Annotated in this window: 11 protein-coding genes; 3 read left to right on the forward strand and 8 right to left on the reverse strand. The window is 67.8% G+C overall.

The genetic code is table 11. The annotated features are described in order from the left end of the window. Positions 1-44: 44 nt before the first annotated feature. From SPI01S_RS03710 to SPI01S_RS03735, 6 genes are all read right to left on the reverse strand, one after another. On the reverse strand, positions 45-4,262 hold the full coding sequence (locus SPI01S_RS03710; RefSeq protein WP_066718320.1) for a translocation/assembly module TamB domain-containing protein: 4,218 nt from the start codon (positions 4,260-4,262) through the stop codon (positions 45-47). Beyond that, positions 4,262-6,466, reverse strand: a complete 2,205-nt coding sequence (locus SPI01S_RS03715; protein WP_245653454.1) for an autotransporter assembly complex protein TamA — start codon at positions 6,464-6,466, stop codon at positions 4,262-4,264. The genes SPI01S_RS03710 and SPI01S_RS03715 overlap by 1 nt, the downstream gene beginning before the upstream one ends. Before the next feature lie 103 nt (positions 6,467-6,569). Next, complete coding sequence (locus SPI01S_RS03720) at positions 6,570-8,609, reverse strand: malate synthase G (RefSeq protein WP_066718323.1); 2,040 nt, start codon at positions 8,607-8,609, stop codon at positions 6,570-6,572. Positions 8,610-8,683: 74 nt separating this feature from the next. Further along, positions 8,684-9,130, reverse strand: a complete 447-nt coding sequence (locus SPI01S_RS03725; protein WP_084253239.1) for a MarR family winged helix-turn-helix transcriptional regulator — start codon at positions 9,128-9,130, stop codon at positions 8,684-8,686. 203 nt (positions 9,131-9,333) lie between these two features. Then, positions 9,334-10,152 (reverse strand): prepilin peptidase, encoded by an 819-nt coding sequence (locus SPI01S_RS03730; protein WP_245653455.1) that lies wholly within the window; start codon positions 10,150-10,152, stop codon positions 9,334-9,336. Then, complete coding sequence (locus SPI01S_RS03735) at positions 10,139-10,399, reverse strand: hypothetical protein (RefSeq protein WP_066718328.1); 261 nt, start codon at positions 10,397-10,399, stop codon at positions 10,139-10,141. The genes SPI01S_RS03730 and SPI01S_RS03735 overlap by 14 nt, the downstream gene beginning before the upstream one ends. Positions 10,400-10,488: 89 nt before the next feature. Between SPI01S_RS03735 and SPI01S_RS03740 the strand changes: the two genes are divergently transcribed. Both SPI01S_RS03740 and SPI01S_RS03745 read left to right on the forward strand, forming a co-directional pair. Then, positions 10,489-11,676: an acetyl-CoA C-acyltransferase gene (locus SPI01S_RS03740; protein WP_066718331.1), complete on the forward strand. Its 1,188-nt coding sequence runs from the start codon at positions 10,489-10,491 to the stop codon at positions 11,674-11,676. 56 nt (positions 11,677-11,732) lie between these two features. Continuing rightward, on the forward strand, positions 11,733-12,380 hold the full coding sequence (locus tag SPI01S_RS03745; protein ID WP_066718334.1) for a DUF2238 domain-containing protein: 648 nt from the start codon (positions 11,733-11,735) through the stop codon (positions 12,378-12,380). A 22-nt stretch (positions 12,381-12,402) separates the two neighbouring features. Here the strand turns inward: SPI01S_RS03745 and SPI01S_RS03750 are convergent, their stop codons facing one another. Continuing rightward, a complete protein-coding gene (locus SPI01S_RS03750) occupies positions 12,403-12,885 on the reverse strand; it encodes an SH3 domain-containing protein (protein ID WP_066718343.1) in 483 nt (160 codons plus the stop codon). Positions 12,886-12,958: 73 nt separating this feature from the next. Here SPI01S_RS03750 and SPI01S_RS03755 point away from each other — a divergent pair, with 73 nt between their 5' ends. Further along, positions 12,959-13,957, forward strand: coding sequence for a 2-hydroxyacid dehydrogenase (locus tag SPI01S_RS03755; RefSeq protein ID WP_066718345.1), 999 nt, complete (start codon positions 12,959-12,961; stop codon positions 13,955-13,957). A 52-nt stretch (positions 13,958-14,009) separates the two neighbouring features. Here the strand turns inward: SPI01S_RS03755 and SPI01S_RS03760 are convergent, their stop codons facing one another. Beyond that, on the reverse strand, positions 14,010-15,413 hold the full coding sequence (locus SPI01S_RS03760) for an NAD(P)H-dependent flavin oxidoreductase (RefSeq protein ID WP_066718347.1): 1,404 nt from the start codon (positions 15,411-15,413) through the stop codon (positions 14,010-14,012). Positions 15,414-15,452: the final 39 nt, after the last annotated feature.

Here is a 15,452-nt window from a genome sequence, read left to right on the forward strand (position 1 = left end):
CTCTCCGGGAGGCATGGTTGCACGACTATGGGGCTCGCGCCACCTCAATAATCCCGCGAGTAGCGCAGCGTCGCGCCCGATCCGCCGAACGAACTCGTCTGCGAAAGCACGCTCAGCGCCCGCGACAGCGAGACTTCCAGCTGGGTCGCGGTGAAGCCGCGGGCATCGGTGATGATCTCGATATAGATATTGTTGGTGATGTACTTGCCCGCCGCCAGCGAGGTGCCGCGCCCGGTCGTGTCGTCGGCGCCCAGTACGCGGAGACGATCGATGCCCGTCGCCGACTTCAGCTGGCCGAGCGGATTGAGTCCGCCGCCGGTTGCGCGGAGCGAGTTGAGCGCCGCCGCCAGCTGGATCGCCTCGGTTGCCGAAAGATTGGTCACGTTGGTGCCGAAGAACAGCCGCGACAGCACTTCGTCCTGCGGCAGCGCCGGGTTGGAGGTGAAGGCGATCTGCGGCTTCTGCGCGGTCCCGCTGATGTTGAGGATCGCCGTCACGCCCTCCGCCGTGGTGTTCGCCGAGATGTCGATCGTCGGGTTGGTCAGCTCCGCTCCCTGGAAGCTGATGATGCCCTTGGTCAGGTCGAAGCGGCGGCTGGCGAAGCTGTAGGTGCCGCGCACCACCTCCATCGTACCGCGGACCTGCGGATTGAGCGTGGTGCCGCCGATGGTGATGTTCGCCTGCCATTCGGATTCCAGGCCCATGCCGCTCACCATCAGGCGGTTATCCGCCCGAACGCGAATGGCGAGATCGAAATTGCCGAAGGCGCGCGCCGGCTTCTTCGCCTGCGCCTGCTGGTTCGGATCGACATCGCCCTTGCGCCGCACGCCGGTCAGCTCCGCGATCTCGGCCGCACCCTGGCGGATGATCTGGTAATTCGCCTCCGGGATGTTGATCTGTCCCTCGATCTTCTGGACGTCGGCGCTCTTGGTGATCGCGAGCGTGCCGCTCGCCGTCGCTCCCAGCGCTTCGCTCCGCGCGAGCCGGGCATTGTCCAGCTTCACGTTGATCGCCATCGGAAAGCCGTCCGCCGAGGACAGGCCTACCCTGCCGCTGGCGCTGACGCTGCCCTCGCCGGCACGGGCGCTCGCCTGGTTGAGCACGAAGGCGTCGTTGGAGAACTGGCCGTCGATCTTCAGGTTGGTCAGCCGTGTGCCGGTGCCTTCATTGTCATAGGTCAGGTTGTCGGCACGGACGACGCCGTTCAGAGACGGGCGATCGACCCGGCCGGTGAAGTCCGCCGCCATCCCGATCGCGCCGGTGAGCTGCTGGTTGGGCAAGCCCGCAAAGGCGAAGGGCAGTGCGGCGGGTCCGTTGTAGCGGATGCCGCCCGAAAGCGGCGCCGCCATCAGCCGCTCTGTCCAGCTGCCGGCACCCGGCCCCAGCGGGCGCAGCGTGGTGACCACCCGCCCGATCGTGGCATCGCCGCGGCGGATCAGCGCGCGCAGGTCGCCGCCATCGGGGAGCAGCTTGCCGACCATGCCGATGTGCACGGGCGTCGACACGCGGACGAGGCTCGAGCGGGTGAGATCGTCGACCTCAAGCCGCAGATCGGCGCTCGGGAACGCGTCGGGTGCGGTCTGGGCGAAGTCCAGGCTGCCGGTGGCAGTCCCGCCGATGCCGAGATCGGTCACGAAGGCGTTGATGATGGCGAGGTCGAGCTTGTCCAGACGCGCCTGCAGGACGGTACCGTCGCCATAACGCCCGGCCAGCCGCACGCTGCCCTGGTCGAAGTCGATCTGCGTCGGCAACAGGCGATAGACGCCCTTGTCGATCGCGATCCGCGCGGCCTGCGGCGTACGGAACTTCACGCCGCTCGCCTGGCCCTGCAGGGCCGCCGTCCACAGCGCCGACGTCATCCGGCCGTTGAGCGCGATGTCGAATGCCACACCCGAGGAGCCACTCGCCACCGCCTGCACGGTGCCGTTGCCGCCCTGATAGTCGAGCTTGGCGCGGGCCGTGCGCAGCAGGAACTCGCCGCGCTTCAGGTTGGCGATCTGGACGTCGGCGACGATCTGCGGCTGCTCCGCGAGCACGATGCTGGCGTTGGCGATGGCGCGACCGATGGTGAGCTCGGCAACGCCGGGAATGGCTGCATTGTCGGCGGTGGCCCGGATATCGGCGCGCTGGAACTTGCCTTCGGCACCGAGCGTGGCGAGGCCGTCAATGCCGGAACCACGGAAGCTCAGCTGGCCGGCGAACGGCCCGGCGGGCGTCGCCTGGAGCTGGCCGGCGATGTCCATGCCGGCGAATCGCGCGGCGTTGACCTGGATCGCCAGCGCACGTCCAGTGCGGACGAGCACGTCTGCGTTGAACGGCCCGTAATTGCTCTCGCCGGTGGCGGTCACGGCATAGGCATCACCGCGCCCGACCACCTTGGCCTCCACCTTGGCGAGGCCGACGCCCAGCCCCGGCTTCTCGGCGCGCAGCAGCAGCTGCGGCGCGTTGAGCGTGCCGGTCACGCGGGCGCTGAGCGGGCCATATTGATCGGAAACCGCATCGGCGGTGATCCGGATCGGCCCGGCGGGATCATAGGTACCTTGCCCCCGCAGCACGCGAAACTGCGGCGCGCGCAGGCGCACATCGGCGATGCCGATCACCCCGCGCGGATCGAGGTTCAGCCGTGCCGACGCGACCGTATTGCCGCCCAGGAAATTGCGAACGCCTTCGTTGAACAGCTTGCGGCTGCGCCCGGCGACCTTGCCGCGAATGCCCCAGCCGCCGCCGGGGGCGGTATAGAGCTCCGCATCGGTGTTCAGGTCGACAACGCCGACGCCGGCGATAGTATAGTCGTTGATCCGGCCCTTCAGCGCACCGGTGTAGCGGCCCTTGGCCATGTCCGCGGCGATGATTGCGGTCGCATCGATCTTGTCCGACTTCAGCCGGAGATTGTCCGAGAGAATGCGGCTGCCCGAAATGGCAAGATCGCCGTTCACCGTGACGTTGGTGACGAGACCGCCCGCCGCCGCATTCAGACCGGAAACCCGCACGGCCCTGGCGCGCACGGGCACCAGGATGCGGTCCGAGTCCACGCGCGCGCGGCCCTCGGCATAGAGCTGCTCGACCACCGTCTCGCCGAAGCCGATCGCCCCGGCCGACAGCTTGTAATCGACCATCGGCGTCGCGAAGGCGCCTTCCAGCGCGAGCGAGGCGCGCACCGAGCGCCCGACCAGCTGCGGCGCGATCGTGCCCGGCTTGAGCAGCAGCGCGTCGACATGCACGCCGTGGAACTGGTTGTTGCCGAGATCGACCAGCCCCTGCGCCTGCGCGGACAGGGCGTCGGACTTGAGCTTTATCACGCCGTCCGCCTTGCGGTCCGCCCAGCGGAAATCGGTATCGAGGCGGAGGCCGGGCGCGGTGAGCCGCTCGACCGGCCCGTCCAGGTAGAGGCCCGGATGCGTCATCCCGCGGATCTGGAAACGGCCATTGTCCGCCGTCACATCGAGATCGGCGAGGCTCCCGCCGCCCAGCGTCGCGATGCCCTTGCCGGCCCAGTGCTTCCAATCGCCCGCGCCCTGCACCGTCGCGATCAGCGGCGCCTGCAGCTTGGCGAGACCGGCAACAAGGCCGCCCTTGGGCGCGTTGAGACGCAGGTCGAGGTCGAGCCGGTTGGCCTGCGGCACCGCGTCGAGCTTGAGGAATACGCGGTCGCCGCCGGCGACGCCCCGTGCCGCGATGGTGCCTGCGTCGGCGACGAGCTGCGCGCGTCCGTCCGAAAGATGCGCCGAGCCGCTCAGCCGCGCGATGTGGCGCTGGCCGTCCACGGCGGGCGCGATGTCGATCCGGGCGACGTTCAGCCGGGCGACGTCGATGTTCAGGTCCGGCAGCAGCGGCGCATCGGGATCGCCGGAGGGCTTCAGCTCGGGCAGGCGCGCGAGGCGGATCTCGGGACTCTCTAGGTTGCGGATATCGATCCGGTTCTTGAGATAGGAGAGCGGACGCCAGTCGAGCCGGATCTCCTGTGCGGTGGCGAACACGCCCTTGGTGTCGCTCACCCGCACGTCGCGCAGGATCATGCCGCCATAGATGGAGCCGTCGATGCGACCGATGCGGAAGCCCAGGCCGGATGCCAGCTTGAGCCGCGCCAGCTGGTCGACGATCAGCCGCCGTCCCGGCTGGGTGTCGAGCCCCAGCACGGCAAGGCCGGCCAGCGCCGCGATCGATACCAGACCGACCGCAATCCATCCGACGATCTTCACCCACAGCGGCCTGCCGGCACGTACCACGGTAACGGTCTCGGTTTCAGGCACGTCGTCCGCCATCAGAATGCCTGTCCGATCGAAATATAGAGTGCGATTTTCGACTCGTTCTTCTTGCGCGCGATCGGTGTCGCCACGTCGATGCGCAGCGGCCCGAAATTGGTGTAGAGGCGACCGCCGATGCCGGCGCCGAAGCGCAGGTTGCGACCCGTGGGCGTGGTGCCCTCATAGACCTGGCCGGCGTCGAGGAACGGCACGATGCCATAGTTGCCGAAGCGGTAGCGCGCCTCGATCCCGAACTCGTTGAACGCGCGACCACCCACCGGCTTGTCGTCGGGCGAGCGCGGACCCAGCTCCTGATAGCCGAAGCCGCGGACCGATCCGCCGCCGCCGCCATAATAGCGCCGCGAGGGCGGCAGGTTGTCGCGCGACACGCCACTGATCGAGCCGACCCGCGCCCGACCGGCGAGCACGATGCTGCTGGTGATGGGGTAATAGCCATCCACTTCCAGCATCATCCGCGCATAGGGCCGCACCGATCCGCGTACGGATGTCTCAGCGCTGAGGTTGCCCTTGATGCGATAGCCGCGCGTCGGGTTCAGCAGGTCGTCGGAAGTGTCATAGCCGAGGAAAGTCGGGACCGCCGCGATCAGCCAGGTACCGCGATCGCGCCTGCCGAGATCGAAATTATAGCGGTCCTCGTTCGAACCGACGAGCTCGGCGCCGTAGTAATAGGTCCAGCGCTTCTGCCAGATCGGCGTCGAATCGCGCGAGATGCGTGCGGACAGCGTGCTGGTGAACGCCTCGAACGCGTCATAATCCTGGTGGTTGAGCGATGCGGTGACCAGGAAGGTGCGGTCCCGCTTGCCAGCGTTGGAGCGCCGGAAGGTCGTGGTCAGCGCCTGTTCCTGGGTGCCGATGATGCTGCTGACGGTCAGCGCACCCTCGGGCGGGAAGAGATTGCGATGCGCCCAGCTCGCCTGTGCCTTGATGCCCTGGCCGGTGCTGTACCCCAGCTCCCCGGCAAGCGTGCGCGCCTTGCCCGCAACCTGCCGCACCAGCAGATCGACCTGCTCGGTCCCGTCCGGCCCCGCCCTGCCGGTCCGCTGCGGCTCGACCGAGACGGTAGAGAAGAGGCCGGTGGCGATCAGCGCCTGGCGGAGGTCGTCCACCTTGCGGCTGTCATAGACCTGCCCCTCACGGTAGCGGCGGAAGATGTTGATGTGTTCCGGCGTGAAGACCTGGCGCCGGCCCGCCGTCTGGATCTGGCCGAAGCTCGCACGCGGCCCGAGCGTGACGGGCAGCGTATAGTCCCCGGTGTGGGTCGCATCGTCCAGCACGACATCGCGCTGGCCGAGCTCGATGAAGGGGTAGCCCTGCTGCGGCATGCGGAGCGACACATTGGCCTCGGCGCCGAGCACGCGATCGGCCTGGATCGGGTCTCCAGGGTTCAGGTTCAACTCGCGGTCGAGCAAGCCCGGCGGCACGGTGGGATCGCTCTCGATCCGCACGCTGCCGAGCCGGTAGAGCTTGCCCGGCGATGCGGTGATCGTCGCGCGGAGGCTCCCGGAATTGGGCGGGTTCTGCGCGATCGAGGACGACGCGGTCGCGTCATAATAGCCGAGCGACTTCATCAGCCGCAGCGCCAGCTTCTCGTCCTCGCGGGCGCGGGCGGAAACCATCGCCGCGTTGGCTGCCTTGCCCTTGCCGTGCTGGAGCGCCGAGAGGCCGCGGAATTCGTCGGCGAGCCGCAGCGCGTCAAGGCCGACCAGTTCGGTCGTGTAGCGGATGGAAGGAGACTTGTCGTCCTCCTCCGCCGTGTCGGCGACCGGCTCCACCTTGAACGCGGCAAGCGGCGGCAGCGGCGCCAGCATCTCGGGCGTTTCCGGCCCGGCCGGGGCGAAGCCCTGCTCGTCCGCGATCGGCGGCACTTCCGGCTGTGTCCCTACCGGCGCGGAGGTGGCCGGGGCCGTGGGTGCGGCCGGGGCATTCGGCGCCTGCGCCGGTTTCTGGAAGCCGCCGAGTGGCTCGAGCGGCGCGTTGATGTCGTCGCTCAGCTTGGGCAGCGCGTCCTCGAACGTCTTGTCGGGGACGATCGGCGCATCCTGCTGCTCAGCCGTTCCAGCGGGCCGGTCAGGCGACGGAGAGGCAGACTGGGGGGCGCCCTGCCCCGGCTTCGGATCGTTCAACTGGGCATGTGCAAGCGCGGGCACGAAGCCCGCCCCTGCCAGCGCGGCGACCCAAACCACCCGAACCCCTTTACCCACGCGCCTCCTTCGGGAGCCGCGATGTCTTCCGGCCCGCCCGCTTCCGTAACGGTCCGTTACGGATTTTGCTCCCCCGATGCGTCGCTCCAAGCAATGCGTGCGATCAAACGCAAGGCTCGAGCGCTTTTGCGCGCGCTCGAAAGCGGTGAAGCAACGGTTCGGTATAGCCGTTCGGCTGGTCGATGCCCTCGAAGATCAGGGCACGCGCCGCCTGGAAGGCAAGGCTCTGCGCCTCTCGGCCGGCCATCGGCTGATACAGCGGGTCCTGCCCGTTCTGCGCGTCCACCTTCGCCGCCATGCGCCGAAGCGCCGCATCCACCTGCTCCGGCGTGGCGACACCGTGCAGCAGCCAGTTGGCGATATGCTGCGACGAGATGCGCAGCGTGGCGCGGTCTTCCATCAGGCCGATGTCATGGAAGTCGGGCACCTTCGAACAGCCGATGCCCTGGTCGATCCAGCGCACGACATAGCCGAGTATCCCCTGGGCATTATTGTCCAGCTCGCGCTCGACCTCCTCCGCGCTCCAGTTGCGCCCGCCGGCGAGCGGCACGGTCAACAGCTCGGCGAGCGGCGGCACCTCGGCCGGCAGCGCGCGCTGGCAAGCGGCGACATCCACCTCATGGTAATGCGCCGCGTGCAATGTCGCCGCGGTGGGGCTCGGCACCCAGGCGGTGGTGGCGCCGCTCTTCGGATGCGCGATCTTCTGCGCGAGCATGTCCGCCATCCGATCGGGCGCGGCCCACATCCCCTTGCCGATCTGCGCCCGTCCGGCGAGGCCGCAATCGAGCCCGATGCGAACGTTCCGCGCCTCATAGGCGGCGATCCAGCGCGCCGCTTTCATCTCGCCCTTGGGCACCATCGCGCCGGCGCGCATGCTGGTATGGATCTCGTCGCCCGTGCGATCGAGGAAGCCGGTGTTGATGAAGAACAGCCTGTCCTTCAGCGCATGGATGCACGCGGCGAGATTGGCGGAGGTCCGCCGCTCCTCGTCCATCAGGCCGATCTTGATCGTGTTCGGCGCGAGACCGAGCAGCGACTCCACCGCGCCGTAAAGCCGGTCGGCGAAGGCGCATTCCTCAGGCCCGTGCATCTTCGGCTTGACGACATAGATCGCCCCCGCCCGGCTGTTGCGGAAGCGGCCGAGCCCTTTCAGGTCGTGAAGCCCGATCGTCCCGGTGACGATGGCGTCAAGGATGCCCTCGGGTGCTTCGCTGCCGTCCGGCAGCAGCACCGCGGGGGTGGTCATCAGGTGCCCGACATTGCGGACGAGCAGCAGCGCCCTCCCGGGCAGGGTCGTCCCGTTCGCCAGCATCCTGTCCGGCGCCAGCGTTCGCTCGAGGACGCGCCCGTTCTTTTCGAAGCTTTCCGCCAGATCGCCGCGCATCAGGCCGAGCCAGTTGGCGTAGCCAAGCAACTTGTCCTCCGCATCCACGGCCGCGACCGAGTCCTCCAGATCCACGATCGCCGTCAGCGCCGATTCGAGCAGCACATCGGCGACATGGTCGGGATCGTCCTTCCCGATCGGATGGGCGGGATCGCGCACCACGGCGAAGTGCAGCCCGTTCGCACCACGGTAGTAGATCGTCTGGCGGGTGCCCTCGGCCGTGCTCCCGATTTCCGTGGCGGCAGGCAGCACGTGCGCGAGGAAGTCGCGTGCCCAGGCGATCACCTGCGCGCCGCGCGCGGCGTCATAGCCTTCCTTGCTGGTCGGGCCCGGAATGGCGTCGGTGCCGTACAGCGCATCGTAAAGGCTGCCCCAGCGCGCATTGGCGGCATTGAGCACGAAGCGTGCGTTGAGGGCGGGCACCACCAGCTGCGGCCCGGCCAGAGCCGCAATCTCCGCATCGACATTCTCGGTGCTGATGGCAAAGGGCGCGGGCTCGGGAACCAGATACCCGATCTCGCGCAGAAATATCTCGTCCGCCGCGCCTCCGTTCTCGAGCCGGGCGTCGATGGCAGCCTGCAGCGCGTCCCGCTTCGCCAGCAGCGCGCGGTTAACGGGCGCACATTCCGTGAAGATCGCAGCGGCGCCGGACCAGAAGGTCTCGGCGTCCAGGCCCAGCGGCGGCAGCACCGCCTCTTCGACGAAGCGCACCAGCGTCGTGGCAATTTTCAACCCGGCGCGATCGGCATAGTCAGTCACGGAGTCCTCCTTGCGGTTCTTCGCTACACGCCTGGGGAGGGCACGCCTTGCTTACTCGAGGGCGCCCGCTGCGATCAACCCCCGTCCAAAGCCGTAGCCGCCGCTTCGATCCGCTCCAGCATCGCCGCAAGCTGTTCCTTCTCCGCATCGGAGAAGCTCGCGAACAGCCGCCGTTCCAGTTCCAGCGCCTTGGGGGCCACCTGCTCGTACAATTGCCAGCCCTCCGGCGTCAGTGCGACCAGATGCGAACGCTGGTCGATCGGATTGGCCGCACGCGCGATGAGCCCGCGCTCCACCAGGCCGATGGCGGCGCGACTCACCGTCACCTTGTCCATCCGCGTCCGTCCGCACAGCGCCTGCTGGCTCATCGCCCCGCCCTCCGCCAGCACTGCCACCAAGCGCCATTCGGGGATGCGCAAGCCGAACAAGGTTCGGTACGCACTGGCAACCGCGTCCGACACCACATTGGACGCAATCGACATCCGATAAGGCAAAAAATCGTTCAATTTCAATGCGGTCATCTGTCCCCCTTAGATGCGATTAACCTTGACGCATGTGACAACGCTGGCAGGTTGCATTTTTTGCAATGATACCGGTAACAGTTCGCACTTGCAGCAGATCCTCGTGCGGTGCAGAAAGATCGGGCCTTTCAGGCATCCTCTCCTAAGACTTTCAAAGGCCGTCCTCCGGGGCGGCCTTTTTTTTGCGCGTTTTCAGCGGCGGCTCAATGCTCGCCGTACGTGATTTGCAATTCGAAGGGCTGCCCGGGAGGCATCGGCGGCTGTGGTGGAAACAGCTGTGCCCCGATCCAGACGGCCCAGGAGCCGGCGGCCAGCATCACGCCGAAGGGCAGCCGGTCGGTTCCGCGAACGCGGCGCCCCGCGCTCATCATCCCCAGAACGGCGGCAAGGCCGATCAGGCTGGCCGCGAGCAGCACCATCGGCAGATCCTGCCACCCCAGCCAGCACCCGATCGCGCCGAACAGCTTGGGGTCCCCGCCCCCGAGCCCCTGCCGCCCCCGCACTGCCTTGTATCCCCGTGCGACCAGCCAAAGGACGGCAAAGCCGCCCGCGCCGCCGATCATCCGATCGAACAGCGGCGGGGCCAGCCCCAAGGCTCCGACGACCAGCCCCCCGGCCGCCAGTGCCGCATTGAGCGCATTCGGCAGCCAGAAGGCCGCGAGGTCCAGCGCCGCCAGCGCCAGCAGCAGCCAGCCGAACGCCGCGCCTGCGACGCCGCCCCATCCGGGCGCGACGATGCCGGCGACGATACCGATCGCCAGCCCGGCGACCTCCGTCACCCAATGGCTGGGCGCGATCGGCGCGCTGCAATGGCGGCAGCGACCGCGCTGTATAAGGAAGCTCAGCACCGGCATCAGTTCCGGCGCTGCCAGCGTTTCGCCGCATGCATCGCACGCCGATCGGCCGCGAGCGACGCTCCGCCCTTCGGGCCAGCGAATTGCGATGGTGGCAATGAAGCTGCCGAACACGGCGCCCAGCACCCCGAGCAGGACCGCCCAGCCCCAAGGGTCAATCGCTGTCACGCGGCTTGCGCTTGCGGGTCAGATGGCGGTCCCCGCCGAACGGGTCGATGCGGAACGGCACGAGCCTCCCGGCCCAGGGCGGCGCGTCGCCAGTCATCGGCGCGCCGCCGATGCAGCAGATGCTCGATCCGATGAACGGCAGGAACCTCCATCCCTTCACGTGTCGGCCGAGATCGAGCGTGACGGGAAAGACAGCGACCATGCTGCTGATCGAGGCGCTCCATTTCAGGATGTCGGCAAGGTTCACGCACGGCCCCCTAGTGCGGGAGCCCGCAGCCTTTTGCAAACCTGCGGCCGACCTCCTAGATCGTCGGCAAATACCCGAGAGGAGCCTGTATGTCCGCCGACCCCATCGTCATCCTGTCCTATGCCCGCACGCCGATGGGAAGCTTCCAGGGAAGCCTTGCCGAAGCCTCCGCCACCGATCTTGGCGCTACCGCAGTGGGCGCGGCAGTCGAGCGGGCGGGGCTGAAGGGCGAGGCGATCGAGCGCATCTATATGGGCTGCGTGCTCCCCGCCGGGCTCGGCCAGGCGCCTGCCCGCCAGGCCGCGCTCAAGGCCGGGCTGCCCCAGCACATCGAGGCGACGACGATCAACAAGATGTGCGGATCGGGCATGCAGGCAACGATCATGGCGGCCGAAGCGCTCGCCGCCGGATCCGTCGACCTGCTGATCGCCGGCGGCATGGAGAGCATGACCAACGCGCCCTATCTGTCGATGCGCCACCGCAGCGGCGCGCGGATCGGCCATGACGTGCTCAAGGACCATATGTTCCTCGACGGGCTGGAAGACGCCTATGAGCCCGGCCGGCTGATGGGCAGTTTCGCGGAAGAGACGGCGAAGGAATATCAGTTCACCCGCGAGGCGCAGGACGCCTTCGCCATCGCCAGCCTGGAACGCGCCCGGGCGGCGCAGACCAGCGGCGCTTTCGATCGCGAGATCGTCCCCGTCGAGCTGCAAACTCGTAAGGGGGTGACGACGGTGGCGCTCGACGAGCAGCCGACCAAGGCCGATCCGGCGAAGATCCCGACGCTCAAGCCCGCCTTCGCCAAGGACGGCACGATCACCGCCGCCAACGCCTCGTCGATCTCGGACGGCGCCGCGGCGCTGGTGCTAGCGCGCGCCTCGGTGGCGGAGAAGTTGGGCCTCACGCCGATCGCCCGGATTGTCTCCCACGCGGCCCACGCCCATGCACCGGCGCGCTTCACCACCGCACCGGTGTTCGCGATGCGCAAGGCGCTGGAGAAAGCCGGATGGCAGGCCGGCGACGTCGATCTGTTCGAGGTCAACGAAGCGTTCGCCTGCGTGACGATGATCGCGATGCAGGAACTCGGGCTCAGCCATGATGCGGTGAACATCCACGGCGGCGCCTGTGCGCTCGGCCATCCGATCGGCGCAAGCGGCGCGCGGGTGCTGGCGACGCTGCTGTCGGCGCTGGAGACCAAGGGACAGAAGCGCGGCCTCGCCTCGCTGTGCATCGGCGGGGGCGAAGCGACCGCGGTCGCGGTGGAACTGATGGACTGACGCGCACGCCGGGGTCTCCGCTCGACATCGGAAAGGGTTGTTGCCATCCCTTTCCGATGCTCCCCTATTTCGACGCTTGGCGTGCGCTGTCGCGCCGACAGCTCGCATCCCTCCTCGTCCTTGCCCTTGCCGTTGTCCTGGCGAACATTCGGCAACCCTATCCGACGATCGCGCCGCTACAGCATGTGCCGACCGTGCTGCTGATCGCAGCGGCCCCTTTGCTGTTGCGGCGCTGGCCGATTTCCGATTCGGCGGTCCTCGGGCTGCTCCTGTTCTGGCTGCTGCACACGCTAGGCGGCCGCTATACCTACTCGAACGTTCCATATGACCAATGGGCGGTGGCAGTTACCGGGCATGGCATCAGCGATGCGCTTGGCCTCACCCGCAACGGCTATGATCGCCTGGTGCATCTGGCATTCGGGCTGTTGTGGGTCGCCCCCTTCGCCGAGGCCATGCGCCGTCATGCCGGCATGGGATCACAGGCAAGCGTCTGGACCGCATTCCTGTTCGTCGGCGCAGTCAGTGCCTTTTACGAAATCTTCGAATGGCTGCTGACCATGCTGGTCGCGCCCGGACTGGCCGACGAATATAACGGCCAGCAGGGTGACGTCTGGGATCCGCAGAAGGACATGGCGATCGCCATGCTCGGCGCTGCAATTGCAGTTCTCTGGGTAAAGCCAGGCAGCAAGAAGCGGCAAATATGATCAGCGCGCCGTAGGGCGCGCGCTAGCGGACCGTCTCGCCCGGCTCCGTTCCCCAGATCCGCGCCTGCTCGACATAGCCGGCGCGCCCGCCGGCATCGAACCAGCACCAGCCGCTGCTGCATGCGCTGATCTTGCCCACCACGCCCGGCGCCGCCCGCCAGCTGATGTGCGAATCGCCCGACGGGCTGCTGTGCAGCTCCGCCACACCGCCGGCGACGATCGCGGTGCGCTTGTCGTCGAGCAGATTGGCCTGCATCCAGCCCTCCGCCCCGTCCGGATCGCGAACCTTCACCCACGCGCCGTAGCTGGCGAGCACTTTCACCGGCAGCCCGCGCCGCTGGTAGAACCAGTTGGTCGGATAGTTACGCCCCGGCCCGGTCCGCATCCGCGCCTTGCTCGCCTTCAAAGAGGCATAATAAGGTGGCTTGCGCTCCGCCTGCGCAGGGGTGGCCAGGGCGACGAGCGCCAGGGCGGTGATACCGATCGAAAGACGCCGATGCTGCATGCTCCGTCTATCGACCAGCGCGCCGCGTGCTTCAACCGTTGACTGTATCCGCGGCACCGGCCAATCCCTTGCCATGGCCGATCCCACGCGACCGTCCCGCCCCCGGGTGATCGTCACCCGCGCGCTGCCGCAAGCCAGCGAGGCGCGGATGGGGGAGCTGTTCGAATCGGCTCCCAACCCCGACGATACCCCGATGGACGCTGCCGCGCTGACCGCAGCCATGGCCGAGGCGGACGTGCTGGTGCCCACCGTCACCGATCGCATCACGGCAGAGCTGATCGCCGCCGCCCCCGATCGGCTGCGGCTGATCGCCAATTACGGCGCCGGCGTCGGGCATATCGATCTCAAGGCGGCGCGTGCGCGCGGCGTCGTCGTCACCAACACGCCGGGCGTGCTGACCGACGACACCGCCGACATGGCGATGGCGCTGATCCTCGCCGTGCCGCGCCGGCTGGTGGAGGGCGACAAGCTGGTCCGCTCGGGCGAATGGCGCGGGTGGAGCCCCACCAGCATGCGCGGCCACCGCATCGGCGGGCGCAAGCTCGGCATCCTCGGCATGGGCCGGATCGGCCAGGCGGTGGCGCAGCGCGCCCGCGCGTTCGGGCTGCAGATCCATTATCACGGCCGCCACCGGGTGCATGAGGTGCTCGAGCACCAGCTGGGCGCGACCTATCATGACGATCTCGATGCGATGCTCGACGCAATCGACATCCTGACGATCCACACGCCGCACACCGCCACGACGAACGGCCTGATCGACGCCCGACGGCTCGATCTGCTGGGGCCGGAGGGCTGGCTGATCAACACGGCGCGCGGCGAGATCGTCGATCCGGAAGCGCTGGTCGCGGCGTTGCAAGCGCGTCGCATCGCCGGCGCGGGTCTCGACGTCTATGTCGACGAACCGAACGTCGATCCGCGGCTGATCGCGCTGGAGAATGTGGTGCTGCTGCCGCACCTTGGCTCGGCGACGTTCGAGGCGCGCGAGGCGATGGGAATGAAGGTCATCGCCAATATCCGCAGCTGGGCGGATGGGCACCGCCCGCCGGACCAGGTGTTCGAGGGGTGGTTGTAGGCCGCTCTGCTTAAGCCCCTCCTCCTGCGAGGAGGGGCTTAGCATCGTACCATCAATCCCCGGTCAGGATCCGGTCCACCAGCTGCTTCACCGTCGGCACGAACCCGTTCGAATAGAATGGATCGCGCTTGAAGTTGTACGCGGCATGGCCGGCGAACATCAGGTTCTGGTCGGTATCGCCACCATGGGCGATGTCCTGCAGCGTCTTCTGGATACAGAAACTGCGGGGATCGGCGAGGCGGCCGGTCGAATTGGTCTCGGTATCCGCCCAGGACGAGAACTGGCACTGGCTGAGGCAGCCCATGCAGTCGGCCTGGTCCTTGCGGATGATCTGCTGGTCCTCGCTCGTCACGAACACCAGCGTGTTGTCCGGCGTCTTGAGCGCGCTGGTGAAGCCCAGGCCGAACCATTCGCGGGCGCGCAGCAGGTCGTTGCGCGTCACCCAGAAATTCTTGCCCTTCACCCCCACGTCGAGCTGGAAGGTGTGATCCCCCGCCGCCTCGGTCGAGTAGGGAATCTGGCGCTCGCTGCGGGCTTCGAGATGGCGCAGGAACGGGTTGCGCACCGCGCTGGAATAGAAGCCGGTCGGCGAGAAGCGGTGCAGCAGCACGTCGCCTTCCTCGATCTCCATCAGCTTGGCCTTCCAGCCTTCGGGGATCGGGCTTTCCTGCGTCAGCAGCGGGCGCGTGCCGAACTGGAAGGCGATCGCGCCGAGCTCGGGGTTGTCGATCCAGTCGTTCCAGTCGCGCAGGTACCAGACGCCGCCGGCCATCACGATCGGCACGCTGTCCGGCAGGCCGCCCTCGCGCATCACCTCGCGCAGCGCCTTGACGCGCGGATAAGGGTCCTGCGGCGCGCGCGGGTCCTCGGCGTTGGACAGGCCGTTATGGCCGCCGGCGAGCCAGGGGTCTTCATAGACGACCGCCGCCAGCCATTCCTGCGCCTTCGAGTATGCCCGCTTCCAAAGCGCGCGGAAGGCGCGGCCGGAGCTGACGATCGGCAGGTAGCTCACCTCGTGGTGCGCCGCGATCTCGCTGAGCTTGTACGGCATGCCCGCGCCGCAGGTGACGCCCGCCACCATGCCCTTGGTACGCTCCAGCACGCCCTGGAGGACGCGCTGCGCGCCGCCCATTTCCCAGAGCACGTTGATGTTGATCGCGCCCTTGCCGCCGGCGATGTCGAACGCGCGCTTCACCTGCTGGACGGCGCCTTCGATCGCGTACTGGATCAGCTCTTCATGGCGTTCGCGGCGCGTGAGGGCACGGTAGATCTGCGGGATGATCTTGCCATCCGCGTCATAGCTGTCGGCGTTGACCGCGCTCACCGTGCCGATGCCGCCGGCGGCCGCCCAGGCCCCCGCGCTGGCATGGTTGGTCGCTGCGACGCCCTTCCCGCCCTCGACCAGCGGCCATACTTCACGACCGTTGTAGTTGATGGGCGAAAGACCCTTGAACACATTGCCTCCACAAAAATTGCCGCGCGATGCTAGCCGGAA

The organism is Sphingomonas pituitosa NBRC 102491 (assembly GCF_001598435.1).
Lineage (GTDB): Bacteria > Pseudomonadota > Alphaproteobacteria > Sphingomonadales > Sphingomonadaceae > Sphingomonas > Sphingomonas pituitosa.